Genomic DNA, 17,329 nt, shown 5'->3' with positions numbered 1-17,329 from the left:
TCTAATCCGAAGGCGAACCCTATAAACTCTCCGGCGGGGGACTGCCGGAGAGTTTTTTTAATGCACATTTTTCTCGCCTTGCTTGGATTCCTGACCTTTATCGCGGTCTGGTACTGGCGGCTGAAAATGCTGCACGGCGCGGCGAAAGATGGATTTAACGCCGCAAAAGGTCTTGCGAACAAACCGCGCGAGCTCAGCTTCAAGCATCGCGCGCGCAAAGGTGGCCTCAGCGCCGTCCAGGATCCACGCGAAGCCGCTGCGGTCATGATGCTCGAAATCGCCCGCACGCGCGGCGCGATCACCGAAAAGCAGGAAGCGGCCATGCGCGCCGAGATGATCGAGCACTTCGAATTTTCAGATAGCGATGCCGATGAGATGGTGACGCAAGCCGGTTGGCTGACGCGCAATGCGCCGGCCTCGCATGTCGTCATGGGCAAAATGAGCGACGTCATCGTGCGCACACCGGGCATGAGCCATAAGGAATTCGACGATCTTGCCAGCATGCTGGAGAATGTCGCTGTGGCCGACGGCGATGTCAGCGTGATGGAACGCGACCTCATCCAGATCTGGCGCCGCAAGGCCGGACTGAATTGAACTGCTTGGCAGGTTGCCGCACGCCAGACTACAAGTTGACCCCATGAGCACCGCATTCGACAAACGCGTCCGCAAGGACAATTGGGGAAACTACTCCATCCTGCGCCATCGCGCCTTTGACGGCGTGCTGGTCACGTCGAAGAATTCCGGTACGCACTGGGTAAAATACATGTTCTCGGTGGCCCTCGCCGACACCTATAACGTGCCGCGCCCGCTCTATTTTTCCGAAGATGCCGTTCGCCCCTATATTGGCTGGCCAAAAGACAAGCCGACTTACAAGGAGCTGCCGCGCCTCGCTTTCAGCCACACCATCCCTCACCGGCTTGCCGACTGGGGCTGGGCGCGCCGGCTGGCGGCTCTGCCGCCTTACGTCCTCTTCGTGCGTCACCCGATGAGCATCCTCGCCAGCCACCATGCCAAGTGGAACCATGAGCTGGACGTCGACTGGCTCGATTATCTGCGCGGCGACCCGACCGGCTCCGTTTATCGCTGCGATCTCTATTGGCTCGCGCGCTTCTGGAACCGCTGGGGCGAAATCCTCGAGAACACGCAGGACAAGATTTACCGGGTCCACTATGAGGATACGCGCGCCAATCCACGCGCCATTCTCGGCGGCATGGCGGCGCACTGGAAGATCGCCCTGACGCCGAAGTCCATCGACGCCGCGCTGAAGGCCGGCACCAAGGAAGCGATGGCGAAAAAGGTCGATCCGCAAGCCGAAGCCAATGTGCTTCAGTTTCGCAAGACACCGCTGGAAGAACAGTTCTCAGGCGAAGCGCTTGATATCTATCGTCAGCGCGTCGGCGAACTCTTCCGCCACGATCTTGGCTATGACCTCATGAATTTCCCGAAGGTATAGTTCCAGCGCTTCGCCCGGTCTCATCATATTTGATCCACCAGGGCTCGGCCGCGGCCTCTTCGGCCAGCCGCACCATCAAGGGATGCGCCATCACGGCGTCCATATAGGCTTGGGCGGCTTCACTCCGCGGCAGATTATAGGTGATGAACCGCGTCACGACAGGCGCATAGACGGCATCGGCTGCAGACCAGTCACCGAAGAGGAAGTCGCCGCGCAAGCCAAACTGCTGGCGGGTCTCAGACCAGATCGTGTCGACGCGCTGCATATCCGCCTGCAGCGCCGCTGTCAGCTCGGGCGTTCCATGCCGGGAGCGAATATCCATCGGACAGGCTTTGCGAAGCGTTGGAAAGCCGGAATGCATTTCCGCCGAAATGGCACGCGCCCTGGCTCTGGCGACAGCATCTTCCGGCCAGACGCCCTTATAGCGCTCGGCCAGCCATTCGATGATGGCCAGCGAATCCCAGACAATTTCATCATCCCACAGCAGCAGCGGCACTTTACGGGTCGGGCTGATCTCGGCGAGACGCGTCGTCGTATCGGGAAAATCGAGCGGGACAATTTCTTCCTCGACCTCAAGCCCGACATGACGCGCCATCAGCAGCGCCCGGATCGACCAGCTCGAATAATTGAGATTGCCGCTGACAAGTTTCCTCATGGCTTTCCCGACCCCATCACCCATTTGAACGGCATGATCTCGACAGACTGGAACAGGCCCGCCTGCGCGTAAGGGTCTCGCGCGGCCCAGTTTTCAGCCTCGTGAAGCGTCTCGAACTCAACGACAAGCGCAGAGCCGGCAAAGGTCTCGCCATCATCAGCAAAGACCGGTCCGACCATCAGGATCTTTTCGGCATGGGCCTTTAGCCATTCAAGATGCGCTGGCCGGTTCGCCATGCGAAGTTCAAGCGCGCCCGCTTTGTCACGGGCATTGATCAGAAATTGCGGCATGTCAGTTCGTTTCCTGTGTGAATGGCCGCGACAGCAGCGCATTGATCGCAGCGTCCAGGCTCATCCGGTTGCTCAAGATATCGTCCACCGCTTTGCAGATCGGCATGGACACGCCCTCGCGCTCGGCAAGCGCCATGAGGGCAGGCGCTGTCGCAACGCCTTCGGTTACGGAATTGCGTTCTGCGAGAATATCATCGGCCGATTGCCCTTCGCCCAGCGCCTTGCCGAAGCTCATATTGCGTGACTGGACGGACGAACAGGTCAGCACCAGGTCGCCGAGCCCGCACAGGCCCGACAAGGTGGAGGCTTGCCCGCCCAGCGCAACGGTCAGGCGGGTCATCTCGGCAAACCCGCGCGCGATGAGCGCAGCATGAGCGGACTTGCCGAGCTTCATGCCCTCGACGATACCGCAGGCAATCGCGAGCACATTCTTCACCGCGCCGCCCACCTCTGCGCCAATCAGGTCATTCGACCAATAGGGCCGGAAGGTCGGCCGCCCGATCGCCTGCATCAGCGCGTCACCCAGCGCCTTGTTGGCGCAGGCGAGCGTCACAGCGGTCGGCAGGCCGCGGGCGACATCGGCGGCGAAGCTTGGCCCTGACAGAACCGCAGGAACAGCCTGAGGTATTGTTTCGTGCAGCACATCCGTCATCAGGCTGAGGGAGGATTTCTCAATGCCCTTCGAGCACAGCATGACCGGCGTGCCAGGCGTGACGTGCGGCGCCAGATCAGTGAAGACCTGCCGGGCATGCTGGGCCGGGACAACCGACAGAATGGCGTCAGACCCGGACAGATCGGAAAGATTTGTGGACGTCGGCATGGCCGGAAGGTCCAGCCCGGGCAGATAGGACGGGTTACCGCGCCCTTCGCTCAGCGCGCTCGCAACATCGGCCTCCAAAGCCCAGATGTGAACGTCGCGTCCGGCCTCACGCGCGGTGAAGGCGAGCGCCGTGCCCCAGGCACCCGCGCCGAGGATTCCGATTTTCTGCATCAGGAGACGTCTCCGGTTGGAACATATGCGCTGAAGAATTCATTGATCATTCAGTCTATTTCCTTATCCTGTGAGGCCATGAGCAGTAAAACAGATACACGAGAACAGATTCTCGAAGCGGCCATGAACCGTATCAAACACTACGGCTATGGCAAAACAACCATGTCGGAAATTGCCAAGGACTGCTGCATGTCCGCTGGCAACATCTATCGGTTCTTTTCCTCCAAGATCGACATCGCCGAAGCGATGGCGCGTAAATTCAATGCCGAGCTCTACCAGGCCTATTCCGAGATCGCGCGTAGTGACGGCTCTCCATCCGCGCGCCTGCGCCGTGTGTTTCATTACAATCTCAGCCAGACTTACGACGCCATCCAGCGGGAAGCGAAAATCCTGGAAGTCGCGGAAGTCCTTGGCGATGAGCGCCCGCTCTTCATGAATGAGGGCCTTGCCCAGGAGCGCATCTATCTGTGCACCATTCTGCAAGATGGTGTCGACCGGGGTGAGTTCGCGCCGATTGCCGACTGCAATTATACAGCCGAGATGGTCCAGTCCGCGCTGATGAAATTCCGCTTCCCGCAGCTCTTCACCCGCCTCACGCTTCCAAAGCTCCGCAGAGAGCTGAATGGCGCGCTCGACATCCTGATTGCGGGCCTCCAGCACGGGGTGGAAAAGACCCCGGAAGATGAACACTGAACATTTTTGAATTTATTCATTGATTATTTTTCAAGCCATGCTACATAGATGTGCATGGAACGGATGAGCGTGTCCGTTCCGCAAATGCTTGAAGGATAAAAAAACAATGAGCGTTTCCTCCCACACCGAAACCCGCCAGGGGTTCCTCGCTGCCCTGCTCAGCCTGCCGCTTGCGGCCGCGCTTGCTGGCCTCACCCTGCTGACGGCGGGTTCGATCGTATGATGCTTTCACCCCACCGGGTGGAACAACGACAATGAAAAACCCCGCACAGCACAACGCTGGCGGGGTTTTTTGATGCCTTGATGGCGCGCCCTACTCGACCGTCACTGACTTTGCGAGATTGCGTGGCTGGTCCACATCCGTGCCCTTCTCGACAGCGACATGATAGGCCAGAAGCTGCACGGGAATTGAATAGAGGATCGGGGCAACGAAGGGGTCGCAGTCCGGCAATTCAATTCGGTGCGCCGGCGCATCACCCGCAGCGCGCAGGCCCGCCTCATCGGAGATCAGGATCACTTCGCCCCGGCGCGCGGCAACTTCCTGCAGGTTCGACAATGACTTGTCGAAAAGCCCGTCAAACGGTGCCACGAAAACAACCGGTGTCTCTTCGTCGATGAGCGCAATCGGCCCATGTTTCAGCTCACCGGACGCATAGCCCTCGGCGTGAATATAGCTGATTTCCTTCAGCTTCAGCGCGCCCTCAAGGGCAATCGGGTAATGAACTCCCCGCCCCAGATAGATAACGTCCGTCGCTTTCGCGATGTCGCGCGCAAGTTTCTCGATCCGCTCATCAAGCGCGAGGGTGGACGAGATGAGGCGCGGTAATTGGGTCAGCGCCTTGCCGAGGCGAATTTCTGCGTCACGCGACAGCGTCTCGCGGCCCCGGCCCGCCGCAATTGCGACCGCAGCAAGCGCCGACAGCTGCGCCGTGAAGGCTTTCGTGGACGCAACGCCAATCTCCGGCCCCGCCAGAGTTGGCAGAACAAGATCGGCTTCACGGGCAATAGTCGAGGTGGGCACGTTGACGACCGCCGCCGTTTTCAGCCCTTTTTCTTTACAGTATCGCAGCGCGGCCAGCGTATCGGCCGTCTCGCCGGACTGGCTGACAAATAGCGCCAGCCCGCCCTGTTTTGGCAGGGCTGGTTCGCGGTAGCGGAATTCCGATGCGATATCCGTCTTTACGGGCAGGCCAGCGACCTGCTCGAACCAGTATTCGGCCACGCGGGTCGCATAATGCGCTGTGCCGCAGGCCACCATGTGCAGGCTGGTAATCTCTTTCCAGTCAATCGCGTCACCGTTCTCGCCCGGCAGCTCGACGGTTTGTTTGAGGACATTGACATAGGCGCCGATCGTGCGCGCCGTGGAGTCTGGCTGCTCGAAGATTTCCTTCTGCATGAAGTGGCGATAATTGCCCTTCTCGACCGCCGCCCCAGCGCCCTGCACCAGCGTCACGTCACGCGTAACTTCATCGCCCTTTTCGTTGAAGACCTTGTAGCCTTCGCGGTCGAGCACACACCAGTCGCCCTCTTCCAGGTACACAACCTTGTTCGTGAACGGCGCGACGGCCAGCGCGTCGGATCCGAGATACATCTCCCCATCACCGACCCCTATGGCGAGCGGGGAGCCCTTGCGGGCCCCGATCAGCAGGTCCGGTTTGCCCTCAAACAGGAAGGCCAGCGCAAAAGCGCCCTCGAGGCGGGCAAGCCCGGCCTTCACCGCTTCCACTTCGCTCATCCCGGCCTTCATATTGGACGCGATCAGGTGAGCGATGGTTTCAGAATCGGTCTCCGTTTCGAATTTGTGGCCCTTGGCTTCAAGGTCCTGGCGAAGGTCACGGAAGTTTTCGATGATACCATTGTGGACCACGGCCACAGGCCCGGAGACATGCGGATGCGCGTTGACCACGGTCGGTGAACCATGCGTGGCCCAGCGCGTATGACCAATGCCCTGGAAGCCAGAAAGCGGCTTTTCAGCCAGTTCGGCCTCGAGGTTCTTGAGCTTTCCCGGGGCACGGCGGCGGTGCATCTTGCCAGTGTCATCAAGCACGGCCACGCCCGCACTATCATAGCCGCGATACTCAAGACGCCGCAGCGCCTCCAGAAGCCGCGGCGCCACCGGCTCATCGCCAAGAATGCCAATAATTCCACACATACAAACTCAATCCATTCGGTTCACAGCTGTCGTACCCGCCATATGAGACACAAGTGCGTTACGTCATTGCAAAAACCGTGTCGGATTGTGACAGCCATTCGGCATTAATTCGATATTTTTGTCTCTGCGTCATGGTGTAGGCTAGAATTAGGCGTCCAGACTTGGCACGTGACCTGCGCATATGGCATGCCGACGGCGGAACGCCCCAGAGGAAACAGGAGAGCTTGGATGTCGCGTAAGTACTTTGGCACCGACGGCATTCGCGGGAAAGCCAATACGCCCCCGATGACGCCAGAAATCGCCATGCGGCTCGGCATGGCCGCCGGCAAGTACTTCCGTCGCGGCGGCGCCCGGCGTCACTCTGTCGTCATCGGCAAGGATACGCGTCTGTCAGGTTACATGATCGAGCCGGCCCTTGTCGCCGGTTTCACCTCTGTCGGAATGGACGTCACCCTGTTTGGCCCGCTGCCGACACCTGGCGTCGCAATGATGACGCGGTCGCTGCGCGCCGATCTCGGCGTGATGATCTCCGCCAGCCACAATTCCTTCGAGGACAATGGCATCAAGCTGTTCGGGCCGGACGGCTTCAAGCTGTCAGACGATATCGAACTTGAGATCGAAAGCCGTATGGACCGCGCGCTCGACGACAAGCTGGCCTCACCGGAAGAGCTCGGCCGCGCCCGCCGGGTCGATGACGCCCAGGCGCGCTATGTCGAGATCGTCAAGGCAACCTTTCCGCGCGGCATGCGCCTGTCAGGCCTTCGCGTCTGCATCGATTGCGCAAATGGCGCCGCCTACAAGGTCGCCCCCACTGCGCTCTACGAACTTGGCGCAGAGGTCTTTCCCATCGGGGTGAACCCGGACGGCTTCAACATCAACCGCGAAGTGGGCAGCACAGATACGCTCGCCCTTCGTGAAGCGGTCCTCAAATACCGCGCCGATATCGGCATCGCGCTCGACGGCGACGCCGACCGATGCATCCTGATCGACGAAAAAGGCAATGAGATTGATGGCGACCAGCTGATCGCCCTCGTGGCAACCCATTGGCAGAAAGCGAAGAAGCTTTCCAAAAAGGGCGTCGTGACCACGGTGATGTCCAATCTCGGCCTCGAAAAATATCTCGACTCTCTCGGCCTGAAGCTTGAGCGCACCAAGGTTGGCGACCGCTACGTTGTCGAAAAGATGCGCAAGGACGGGTTCAATCTTGGCGGCGAACAGTCCGGCCACATTGTCCTGTCTGACTATGCGACGACCGGTGACGGACTGATCGCCGCGCTGCAAGTGCTTGCGGTTCTCGTCGAAAGCGGAAAGCCCCTTTCGGAGGTCGCGTCCGTTTTCAAGCCGATCCCCCAGAAGCTGGTCAATGTTCGCTATTCCTCCGGCGCACCGCTTGAAGAGGACTCAGTCAAGGACACGATCTCCGCTGTTGAAAAACGCCTCGGCTCGACCGGCCGGCTCGTCATCCGCAAGTCCGGCACCGAACCCCTCATTCGGGTCATGGCCGAAGCCGAAGACGCCGATGAGATGGAAACGGCAGTCAATGAGGTCGCTGAAGCGGTGCGCAAGATCAGCTGACTCCGCGCCGACTTCGGTTAAATTTCACGCGAATTTTCGCGCCCGGATTCATCTTGCACGCGACTTGCAATGTTGTCCCCAGATACTTTTGGGGACTTCAATGGCTGACAATTCGGACATTATCGCACTGACTTCCGGCGGACCGCACAGCTGGATCATGATCAACGCCCTTCAGGACCGGTTCGGCGACTTTCCAGTCATCGTCGAAAAGGGTGAGCCTGAAGAGCTCTTCTGGAAACGCCGCCGCAAAATGCTCGGCCCTCTCAAGGTCGCCAGCATGCAGGCGGCGCGTCTACCCATCAAGATGACGAAGAGCGGCACCGATCGGATCATCAATGACATGATCACCCGCCACCATCTGGAGCCGGAGCCACGCCTCTGCTCCAACATCATACGCGTGCCTTCGGTCAATTCCGACGCCTGCCGCCGGGTGCTGAAAGCCGCAGGGCCGAAGGCTGTGTTCGTCGTTTCAACGCGCATCATCTCATCGGCAACGCTTGAGAGCGTCGACGCCCCCTTCATCAACTATCATTCCGGTATCAATCCAGCCTATCGCGGCATGTTCGGCGGCTATTTCGCCCTCGCGAATGGCGACCCGGAGCATTTCGGCGCGACTGTGCACCTGATCGATCAGGGCGTCGATACGGGCGAGGTTCTGTATCAGTCCAGTGTAGACGTGGAGCGCGGCGACAATTTTCACACCTATCTGTGGCGCATCGCCGCCCACAGCCGGGGTATTGTCGTGCGGGCCATGGACGATGCGCTGAACGGCTCACTCAATCCAAAAACGGTCAACCTGCCATCAAAGCAATGGTTCGCACCGACCCTCGGCGGCTATGTCTGGGCCGGGCTCAGGCGCGGCGTCTGGTAATCGCCAGCAAGCTCTGAGCCAAGTTCAGCCCCAAAGTGCAGGGCGTCAGCCCAGACGCTGAGGCGCTGAGATACGATCTCCTTCCACGGCGCATCAGGAACGCACTCGCGGACCAGGAATGGCAGGTCCGGGCGGTCCAGGCTGCACGCGCCCTGCACATATCGGCCATCCCAGACACCACCGCGCCATTCAAGGCGGGCCTCACCCGGATCACGTCCGATAAGAAGCTCGGCGCCCCGCCGCTGAATCCAGGCCCCACCGAGTGTCACGCGGCTGGTCGGCCCTGCGCTCGCAACATCCAGCGCCAGCGTATCAACAGACGCCGCCGGCGCTGCGCGACTGCCACCAGACGCCGCCTGCAGCAGAAGCGCCAAAAAGCGGCGCATAAGCAATTGAGGTGCCTTGCACCCCTGCAGATCGACAGACATCAATCCACTCGGGTCAACCTCGACGCGTCGACCCACGAGTGCGGCCAGCCTCGCATCTTCAAGCGCACGCAGCATCATCGCTCGCGCGGCAATCCTGTGGAGCCGCGCCTCATCAAGGCCGCGGACCAGCCTGCGGATGCGCACCCGTTCATAGGCGCCGGACTCGTTGCTGGGATCGCTGATCCAGGACTCCCCGGCTGCCGACAGGGAGGCCATGATCTCCGGACGTCGCAAGCCGAGTAGCGGACGGCCAATCAGCAGTCCCCGGCCTTCCGGCCAGACCGGCGAAACCGAAACCGGCTGCGGCCCCACAGAGGCTGTCAGCGTGGTCGGCCGGGCGAGCCGCATCAGCATTGTCTCTTCGACATCCGTGCGCGTGTGGCCGAGCAAAAGAAGCTCTGAGCCGGCATCCTTCGCCGCCTCAGCGAGAAGCCTGTGGCGGGCCTCTCGAGCCTGCGCCTGGCTCGGCGCACCGCCCTCCCATGTGAGCAGGCGGCTTTTATGGCTAAGTGCCGCCGCGCGCTCAACAACGCTGGCGGCCTCCTCTGCTGCTTCAGGCCTCAGGCCATGATCGACCGTCAAGATCAGCAAGTCCCGCCCTGCCCTGCTCGCCCAGTCGTGAGCGCAAAGCAACAGGGCAACAGAATCACTGCCACCCGAAACGGCAATGGCGACGGGGCCTTTTCGCCCCGCCGCCATGCGATCAATCAAATCGTGAGTATGCTCGCCTAGGTGTCGCAACCCGACCGCGTGCTTTCAAGCGCCGCAAGATTGCGCGTCACGCCCGACGCATTGGGGTACTGCTCTGGCAGGATGGCGAGCGCATTGCAGGCCTTTTCCGTGTCACCGACGAGCCGCATGGACCGCGCAAGTTTCACCAGCGCATCAGGGGCGCGGGCATTATCGGGATAATCGCGGATCATTTGCGTGTAGGCCTGACCGGATTCAGCAAAGGCTTCCTGCTGGAACAGGGTCTCTGCCAGCCAGTACTGCGCTTCACCGGCCTGCGGATCATCACCGAAGCGGTCAAGGAAGGCGCGAAACGCCTGTTCGGCCTCTTCATACTGGAATTTCAGGAGGCGCGATTTCGCCGTCGCGAAGAGCGGTCCAGCCTCGCCCGGCAGGTCGCTTGCCATCAATGTCCCGAGCGAGCCTTGCTGGCCTGGATTACCGGAGATTTCGCCCGCATTTGTCGACCGGGTAATGATACGGCGCGTCTCAGACCCCAATGAGGAGGTGCTGGCCACCTGCGCACGGTCATCGTCGGATATCTCGGGCGGGGTGCTGCGGGCGGCGACGACCGCTTCGCTGCCTTCTTCGGTAAGGCCGGTGCTCATAATGGCCTGAATGTCGCCCTCAAGATCCTGCAGGCGGCTATTGAGGCTCGCATTCGCGCTGCGCAGGCTTTCCAGCTCTTCAGCAATCTGCGCATCGTCATTCTGCATGCGGTTCATCTCATCTCGCGACTGAGAGAGAAGGAATTCAAGCGTCTCGATCTTGCCGTTGAGCTGTGCATTCCGATCCTCGAGCCGCGATATGCTCAGCTTCAGCTGGGCATTCTGCTGACGGACATCCTGGACGGCGTCAGCAAGGTTGCCGCTGGTGGCACCTCGCACGATAGGAGCGCCCTGCTGGGCACTGGCGACCGGCACAAGGGTGCATGACATGGCGAGCAGACTACAGGCGAAAGCCAGACGGTTCATAGACAAAGACTCCACGAGATCGGGTGTTCAGCATTTCCACATACGAAAAAGCCGGGGCCAAATTGTGGCACCCGGCTTGATCATTACGGTTGGCAACTGTCCTAGCTGGTAGCGCCGGACAGGATCTGGGTGAAACCGTTCCGGTTCAGAGCCCAGGCAGCCTGGTTGGATTCGGTCGCGAGCGGACGCTCTTTACCGTAAGAAACGGTTTCGATGCGTGCCGGGTCGACACCGAGGCTGACCAGATAATCTTTCACAATGCTTGCACGGCGCTCGCCGAGAGCAAGGTTGTACTCGCGGGTGCCGCGCTCATCGCAGTTACCAGCGACGAGGATGCGCACGCCCGGATAGGACTGCAGCCAGGCAGCCTGACGCTGCAGGATGTCCTGATCGTCTGCATCAAGGCGGTACTGGTCGAGGTCGAAATAGACGCGGTCGCCGACATTGACCGTGAAGTCTTCCATGGACCCGGCAGTTGGGCCGGAGTCGATGACGCGGGTTGGCTCTTCGACAACCGTGCCCGTTGTAGCCGGAGCTGTTTTCTCAGCAACCGGGGTCGGTGCGACTGGGGCTGGCTCTGGTTTGGAAGCGCAAGCCGCCGCGCCGAGAAGAAGGGCGATGGAAGCGGTAGACATTACAGTACGACGCATTGGTAACTCCTTGCTATGGTCGTTTCAACGTGCGCCTATAACCGCCGAATTTGTCAACTTCGTGGCTGATAGTCCGACCTGATTCTTGATCAACACGCTGTGGTATTTTCAACACTATACTTGAATCGGCAAGACCTCAGTTCAAAAGAGGCGACCATGCCGGGTCCGACGCATCTGTCGGCGTCGGGATCTGGCGAAGATTGCGGCCCGTCAGATCGACGGACCAGAGCTTTGGACCTGCACCGGGCGACGTCTCACGGAAGAACGTGATCACGCGTCCGTTCGGGGACCATTCCGGACCTTCATCGAGATAGGCTTCGGTCAGCAGACGCTCGCCTTCCCCATCAACGCCAATAACGCCGATATGGAATTTGCCGGAGGTCTGCTTGGTAAAGGCAATGAGGTCACCGCGCGGGCTCCACACGGGTGTGGAATAACGGCCAGACCCGAATGTGATCCGGCAGGCCGTGTCGCGGCCACCGGAAGGACAGGTCAGCGGCGTGCCATCGGTATTCATGATGTAGAGCTGCGGGCTGCCGCCGCGATCAGAGTTGAACACGATCTGGCGGCCATCTGGCGACATGGACGGCGAGGTATCGATCGCCGGGTGATCGGTAAGCCTCCGCGTGCCTTGCGTCACGAGATCACGGATGAAGATGTCCGAATTACCGCTATTGGCCTGCGTCAGGAGGACCGACTGTCCATCGCGTGAGAAGCGCGGCGCAAACGTCATGTTCTGGAAGTTGCCAAGCACTTCCTGGCGGCCGTTCTGGATATCGAAGAGATAAACGCGCGGGCGGTTATTCTCATAAGACATATAGGTGATCTGCTGATTTGACGGCGAGAAGCGCGGCGTCAGAACCGTGAAGGTACCGGACGTCAGATATTTCACATTCGCTCCATCAGAATCCATGATGGCGAGCCGTTTGACGCGGGCGTCCTTTGGACCGGTCTCAGCAATATAGACAACGCGGGAATCGAAATACGGGTCTTCGCCGGTGAGGCGGGTGTAGATCGCATCGGCAATCTTGTGTGCGATGCGGCGCCAGTCTTCCGGCTTGGCCGTAAAGCGGCGGCCGGCCTGGCCCTCAAGACGCATCACTTCCTCGCCATAGACGTCCCAGAGGCGGACAGACGCGCGGATGAACTCGACCCCTTCGACAGTCACCGTATCAACTTCGCCAACAACCAGCGCATCGGTCTGGATGATCTTCCAGTCTGCAAAGCGAGGCTGCGCATTGATCGAGAGGTCGCGCTGGATATGCGCGCTCTGCGGCGTGATCGTGAACAGGCCTGTCGAGAGAAGATCGTTCTGGACCACCGCTGTTATGTCCGCAGCGAGTTGGACATTATCGCCGCTCGCCTCGAAGGACGGGATCGCAATCGGGGTGGGCTTCAGCACCCCTTGCGATATGTTGACGGTAACTTCAGCCTGGGCCACCGGGAACAGCATGGCGAGCCCGGCGACGAGAGTTGCGGTCAGTTTTTTTAGCATGTTCATGGTCCTACACTTGATCATTGTCCGGTGTCTCCAAATCTGGAGCCCAAATTTACATTCATTATCTTCCACTCGGCATATTCATCGCGCGGCAACCGGTATGGCTGGCACTTGCGCACAGCGCGCAACGCGCGCTCGATCGCCAACGCCATGGATCTATCTCCGATGGGCGCGCGCGTTGGTCGAACGAGTTCGACGTCGATGAGGTTGCCTTCCGCATCGAGCTGAGCACGCATCTGCACATTCAACCGGCCAGGCTCCGGTTGGTCATCGACCCCGTCCCAACAGAGAAGAATCTGGTTATAGAGCATCTGCTCGATACGCACCGTATTGGCCGAGCGTTCGCCAGCGCCCTTGCGCGGCTCCTGGGCTGGGGTGATATCCTTGATTTCCGTCTGTTCCTGCTTTGGCGGATCGGTCCGGCGCTTGGTCTCGCGCTCGCTTTCGAACGTCGAGTCGGCATCGTTCAGGAAGTCATCGAGCGGATTGCGCTTTGGCGTCGGATTCGGCGCCTTGGGCTTTTCCGGCTCTGGTTCTTCAGGCTCCGGCTCAGGCTCTTCCTCCGGTTCCTGTTCGAGATCCGGCACCACATCATCTTCGGTTTCTTCCGGCGCGGATTGCTCGGATGATGTTGCGATATCATCCTCTGGTATGTCGCGCTCGTCGGGTTCTTCCTCGACAGGGTCTTCCGGCTCTTCCTCTTCGACGGGCTCCGGCTCAGGCTCTTCTTCCGGCTCAACCTCTTCAGGTTGCTCACGGACCGGCGCGACATTCGTGATCTCGCCGAGGTCAACAAGATCGACCGGGACCACCACGAATTCTTCTTCCAGCACGTCTGCGCCGACATAGGGCCATGCGATATAGCCCGCGCCAATCACGGCGGCATGAAGCAGGAGGGAGGCAGGAATGCCGCGGATCATGATGACCTACTGTTGTCCTTGCGCTTTCGGGTCGGTGACGAGGGCGATATTGCGATAGCCGGCCCGCTGCATACGGGTCATGACTTCCATCACCGCACCATAATTCACGCCGTCATCAGCGCGCAGATAGATGCGCTCCTCATAGCCCTCGCCAGCGATCGCATAAAGCGTCGAGACCAGGTCTTCAGAGCTGACTTCGGTGTCCTGAATGTACATCTTGCCATTCAGGTCCAGCGTCACCGAAAGCGGCTGCGACTTCGGCGCCTGCAGATTTTCAGCCGACGCCTTTGGCAGCGAGACTTCCACGCCCGTCGTCAGCAAGGGTGCCGTGATCATGAATACAATCAGCAGCACCAGCATGACGTCGACAAAAGGCGTCACATTGATTTCAGCGGCCATGCTGCGGCGGCCACGTTTTCCGCCTGAGGGTCCGGCTGCCCAACCACCTGCCATGGCCTAGCTCCTCTCGGTGGTGCGACGCGACAGGCGAACCAGAAGGTCCTGGCTGAAGGTGTCCAGCCGGTCTGCAAACTGGTTCAGGTCGCCGGTGAATTTGTTGTAGAAAATCACCGCCGGGATCGCCGCGATGAGGCCAAGGCCGGTCGCGAACAGCGCCTCGGCAATCGGGCCCGCGACGTTGGTCAGCGACGTGTCCTGCTTTTCGGAAATGTTGATGAAGGCGTTCATGATACCCCAGACGGTGCCGAACAGGCCGATAAAGGGTGATGACGAGCCAATCGTCGCGAGAACGCCGAGGCCCTTGCTGACCCGGCCAACTTCGCGGTCGACGCCTGCACGTAGCGAGCGCTCGGCCCGGCCGATCAGCAGATTGGCATCATCACCGGGCGGCATGCGGCGCGCATCATTCCATTCTCGGGAGATGGACGCGAACAGACGAGAGGCCGGATCGCTATTGCCTGCCCCCGGGCGCGCATCGAGATCATCGGCGCGGCCTGTCCAGAAAGCGTCCTCGAAGGCTTTGGCTTTCTTGCGGGCGCTGCCAACCGTGAACAGCTTTTCGATGATCACAGACCATGACCACAGACTGGCGATGAACAGCACGATCAACACCAGTTTCACCACAAGGTCTGCCTCTAGAAGCAGGCCTAGTAGGGAGAAGCCGCCTTCCGTAGGCGCCTGGGAGAGAGCTTCGCTTTCCATGAAAATCCTCGTTATTTGTGCATCTGACACTGCACATCCCGCGCAGCCGTTCGGAGCCAGAATTGGCATGCCCCTCCCATATCCAATGGAAATCAGGCGGAAACTTGACGCCGCCGCCTTTCATGGCAGCAGGCGCAGCATTGGAATGAACTGGTTAACGATTTGTCAGTGAATGACCGGGTTTCAGCCCTTGAAGATAAAGGTCTTCAATTGCTCCACCATTTCCGGGACGGGCCGGCGGGGGCGCCCGTCTGCATGGATCATGACAGCGGTGATTTCGGCCTCAGCCACGATGTCTTCGCCGCGAAACGCCGTTTGCTGAAACACAATGCGAGCGCCCTCTACGCCAATGTAGCGTGAACGGATATCGAGAAGGTCATCAACCCGGGCAGCCTTTTTGAAATCGACATTCACATTGGTCAGCGTAAATGCCGCCGGATCGGGCCGATTCAGCAGCGACTGATGTGAAACGCCCGCATCGCGCAGGAAATCAGATCGCCCGCGTTCGAAAAAGCGCAGATAGTTCGCATGATAGACCATGCCGGTAAAATCGGTGTCTTCATAATAGACACGAACCTGCAGCCAGTGCTGGTTCTGCTCGTCGATCTTTCCCGCAGACTTGTCCATGGATTAGTGCCTGAAGTGCCGCATGCCGGTCAGGACCATCGCGATTCCGGCCTCATTCGCCGCTTTGATGACCTCGTCATCCCGGATGGATCCACCCGGCTGAATGACCGCTGTGGCCCCTGCTGACGCAGCTTGCAGCAGGCCATCCGGAAACGGGAAGAACGCATCCGACGCGGCGACGCAGCCCTTCGTCTTCGGTTCGTCCCAGCCAGCTGTTTCTGCGGCATCTTCAGCCTTTCGCGCAGCGATGCGCGCTGAATCGATCCGGCTCATCTGGCCCGCGCCAATGCCCACAGTCGCCTGATCCTTGGCATAAACGATGGTGTTGGACTTGACGTGCTTGGCCACACGCCAGGCGAAGATGAGGTCCTTCAGCTCTTGCTCGCTCGGCGCTTTGTCGGTCGCAATTCGCAGATCATCCGCCTCGATGCGGCCAAAGTCGCGATCCTGAACCAACAGACCGCCAGCAACCGACTTCACGACCTTGCCGCGCGCAACCGGGTCCGGAAGACCATTGGTGAGCAAGAGACGGAGATTTTTCTTTTTCGCGAACACGGAAAGCGCGCCTTCATCCGCGCCGGGCGCGATGACGACTTCGGTAAAAATCTTGGTGATCTCCTCGGCCGTTTCCGCATCCAGCATGCGGTTGAGCGCCACGATACCGCCAAACGCCGACGTCGAATCGCAGGACAGCGCGGCCTGATAGGCCTCGATCGCCGTCTCTCCCAGGGCAACACCGCATGGATTGGCGTGCTTGATGATCGCGACGGCGGGCGTCTCGTCGCCAAGCTCACCGATCAGTTCATAGGCCGCATCGGTGTCGTTGATATTGTTGTAGGACAATTCCTTGCCCTGCACCTGCCGTGCATTGGAGACGCCGGGGCGCCGCTCGCCTGTCTTGTAGAAAGCGGCCGCCTGATGCGGGTTTTCGCCATAGCGAAGGCTCTGCGCGAGCGTGCCCCCAAAAGCCGCCCAGTCTGGCGCATCTTCTTCGAGCTGGGCAGCGTACCAGCCGGATATCGCGGCATCATAAGCCGCCGTGCGCGCATACGTCTTGGCCGCCAGCTTGCGGCTGAAATCGCGGCTCACTTCGCCCTCATTGGCATCCATTTCGGCAAGCGCTGCCGACAGGTCATCAGCGTCTGTGCAGACAGCGACCGAGTCGCCATTCTTCGCGGCAGCCCGCAACATGGCCGGCCCGCCAATGTCGATATTCTCGATACAGGTGTCGAAATCGGCCCCGGAAGCGACGGTCGCTTCGAAAGGGTAGAGATTGATGTAGACAAGATCGATCGGGACGATGCCATGGGTTTCGGCATCCTTGATGTGCGTGTCGAGGTCGCGGCGATAGAGCAGTCCGCCATGAACCGCCGGATGCAGCGTCTTCACCCGCCCGTCCATCATCTCCGGAAAGCCCGTCAGGTCCGCGACATCGCGAACCTCAAGGCCGGCCGCGTTGAGCGCTTTGGATGTCCCGCCTGTAGAGATCAGTTCAACACCGTGGGAGGCGAGCCGCTGCGCCAGTTTCTCCAGCCCCTCCTTGTCGGACACAGACAGAAGTGCGCGGCGAATCTTGAAACGCTCGGACATGGGCAGGCAATCTCCGGAAAGGGCAGGTCAGGCGCTGCCGTAGCACGCACCGTAACAAGGTCAACCGATCAG

Annotated in this window: 18 protein-coding genes; 5 read left to right on the top strand and 13 right to left on the bottom strand. The window is 60.1% G+C overall.

Annotated elements, in window-relative coordinates; translation table 11 throughout:
* Positions 1-60 precede the first annotated feature (60 nt).
* Together WNY37_RS02770 and WNY37_RS02765 are read left to right on the top strand one after the other, a co-directional pair.
* The gene (locus tag WNY37_RS02770) at positions 61-594 is read left to right on the top strand and encodes a TerB family tellurite resistance protein (RefSeq protein ID WP_342971933.1); all 534 of its coding nucleotides are present in this window, start codon (positions 61-63) and stop codon (positions 592-594) included.
* 43 nt (positions 595-637) lie between these two features.
* Entirely contained in the window at positions 638-1,453 is an 816-nt protein-coding gene (locus tag WNY37_RS02765) for a sulfotransferase family protein (protein ID WP_342971932.1), read from the top strand.
* On the opposite strand, the gene WNY37_RS02760 is transcribed toward WNY37_RS02765, so the two are convergent.
* Genes WNY37_RS02760 through WNY37_RS02750 form a run of 3 tightly spaced genes read right to left on the bottom strand, consistent with a single transcriptional unit; the run spans position 1,431 to position 3,389 of the window.
* A complete protein-coding gene (locus WNY37_RS02760) occupies positions 1,431-2,108 on the bottom strand; it encodes a glutathione S-transferase (protein ID WP_342971931.1) in 678 nt (225 codons plus the stop codon). The two genes, WNY37_RS02765 and WNY37_RS02760, sit on opposite strands and share 23 nt — an antisense overlap.
* Positions 2,105-2,398 (bottom strand): YciI family protein, encoded by a 294-nt coding sequence (locus WNY37_RS02755; RefSeq protein ID WP_342971930.1) that lies wholly within the window; start codon positions 2,396-2,398, stop codon positions 2,105-2,107. The genes WNY37_RS02760 and WNY37_RS02755 overlap by 4 nt, the downstream gene beginning before the upstream one ends.
* A 1-nt stretch (position 2,399) precedes the next feature.
* Positions 2,400-3,389 (bottom strand): NAD(P)H-dependent glycerol-3-phosphate dehydrogenase, encoded by a 990-nt coding sequence (locus WNY37_RS02750; RefSeq protein WP_342971929.1) that lies wholly within the window; start codon positions 3,387-3,389, stop codon positions 2,400-2,402.
* A 78-nt stretch (positions 3,390-3,467) separates the two neighbouring features.
* Here WNY37_RS02750 and WNY37_RS02745 point away from each other — a divergent pair, with 78 nt between their 5' ends.
* On the top strand, positions 3,468-4,082 hold the full coding sequence (locus WNY37_RS02745) for a TetR/AcrR family transcriptional regulator (RefSeq protein WP_342971928.1): 615 nt from the start codon (positions 3,468-3,470) through the stop codon (positions 4,080-4,082).
* Between the two features lie 313 nt (positions 4,083-4,395).
* Here the strand turns inward: WNY37_RS02745 and glmS are convergent, their stop codons facing one another.
* Complete coding sequence (gene glmS, locus WNY37_RS02740) at positions 4,396-6,234, bottom strand: glutamine--fructose-6-phosphate transaminase (isomerizing) (protein ID WP_342971927.1); 1,839 nt, start codon at positions 6,232-6,234, stop codon at positions 4,396-4,398.
* A 228-nt stretch (positions 6,235-6,462) separates the two neighbouring features.
* Here glmS and glmM point away from each other — a divergent pair, with 228 nt between their 5' ends.
* Positions 6,463-7,809, top strand: a complete 1,347-nt coding sequence (gene glmM, locus WNY37_RS02735; protein WP_342971926.1) for a phosphoglucosamine mutase — start codon at positions 6,463-6,465, stop codon at positions 7,807-7,809.
* A 100-nt stretch (positions 7,810-7,909) separates the two neighbouring features.
* Positions 7,910-8,680 carry a formyl transferase gene (locus WNY37_RS02730; RefSeq protein ID WP_342971925.1) on the top strand — a complete coding sequence of 257 codons (771 nt, stop codon included), beginning with the start codon at positions 7,910-7,912 and terminating at the stop codon, positions 8,678-8,680.
* On the opposite strand, the gene tilS is transcribed toward WNY37_RS02730, so the two are convergent.
* The 9 genes from tilS to purH all read right to left on the bottom strand — a co-directional run bounded on the left by tilS (position 8,644) and on the right by purH (position 17,257).
* A complete protein-coding gene (gene tilS, locus WNY37_RS02725) occupies positions 8,644-9,819 on the bottom strand; it encodes a tRNA lysidine(34) synthetase TilS (protein ID WP_342971924.1) in 1,176 nt (391 codons plus the stop codon). The two genes, WNY37_RS02730 and tilS, sit on opposite strands and share 37 nt — an antisense overlap.
* Positions 9,820-9,836: 17 nt before the next feature.
* Complete coding sequence (ybgF, locus tag WNY37_RS02720) at positions 9,837-10,811, bottom strand: tol-pal system protein YbgF (RefSeq protein ID WP_342971923.1); 975 nt, start codon at positions 10,809-10,811, stop codon at positions 9,837-9,839.
* A gap of 101 nt (positions 10,812-10,912) precedes the next feature.
* On the bottom strand, positions 10,913-11,461 hold the full coding sequence (gene pal, locus WNY37_RS02715; RefSeq protein WP_342971922.1) for a peptidoglycan-associated lipoprotein Pal: 549 nt from the start codon (positions 11,459-11,461) through the stop codon (positions 10,913-10,915).
* Positions 11,462-11,597: 136 nt separating this feature from the next.
* Complete coding sequence (tolB, locus tag WNY37_RS02710) at positions 11,598-12,956, bottom strand: Tol-Pal system beta propeller repeat protein TolB (RefSeq protein ID WP_342971921.1); 1,359 nt, start codon at positions 12,954-12,956, stop codon at positions 11,598-11,600.
* Positions 12,957-12,976: 20 nt separating this feature from the next.
* Positions 12,977-13,879, bottom strand: coding sequence for a hypothetical protein (locus WNY37_RS02705; RefSeq protein WP_342971920.1), 903 nt, complete (start codon positions 13,877-13,879; stop codon positions 12,977-12,979).
* Between the two features lie 6 nt (positions 13,880-13,885).
* Positions 13,886-14,332 (bottom strand): biopolymer transporter ExbD, encoded by a 447-nt coding sequence (locus tag WNY37_RS02700; RefSeq protein ID WP_342971919.1) that lies wholly within the window; start codon positions 14,330-14,332, stop codon positions 13,886-13,888.
* A 3-nt stretch (positions 14,333-14,335) separates the two neighbouring features.
* A complete protein-coding gene (locus tag WNY37_RS02695; RefSeq protein ID WP_342971918.1) occupies positions 14,336-15,040 on the bottom strand; it encodes a MotA/TolQ/ExbB proton channel family protein in 705 nt (234 codons plus the stop codon).
* 183 nt (positions 15,041-15,223) lie between these two features.
* Complete coding sequence (locus tag WNY37_RS02690) at positions 15,224-15,667, bottom strand: YbgC/FadM family acyl-CoA thioesterase (RefSeq protein ID WP_342971917.1); 444 nt, start codon at positions 15,665-15,667, stop codon at positions 15,224-15,226.
* Positions 15,668-15,670: 3 nt separating this feature from the next.
* Positions 15,671-17,257: a bifunctional phosphoribosylaminoimidazolecarboxamide formyltransferase/IMP cyclohydrolase gene (gene purH, locus WNY37_RS02685; protein ID WP_342971916.1), complete on the bottom strand. Its 1,587-nt coding sequence runs from the start codon at positions 17,255-17,257 to the stop codon at positions 15,671-15,673.
* Positions 17,258-17,329 lie beyond the last annotated feature (72 nt).

Origin of the sequence: Henriciella sp. AS95 (assembly GCF_038900055.1) — a bacterium.
Classification (GTDB): domain Bacteria; phylum Pseudomonadota; class Alphaproteobacteria; order Caulobacterales; family Hyphomonadaceae; genus Henriciella.
The sequence above is the reverse complement of the archived record's forward strand: the minus strand, read 5'-3'. Positions and strand labels throughout refer to the sequence as shown.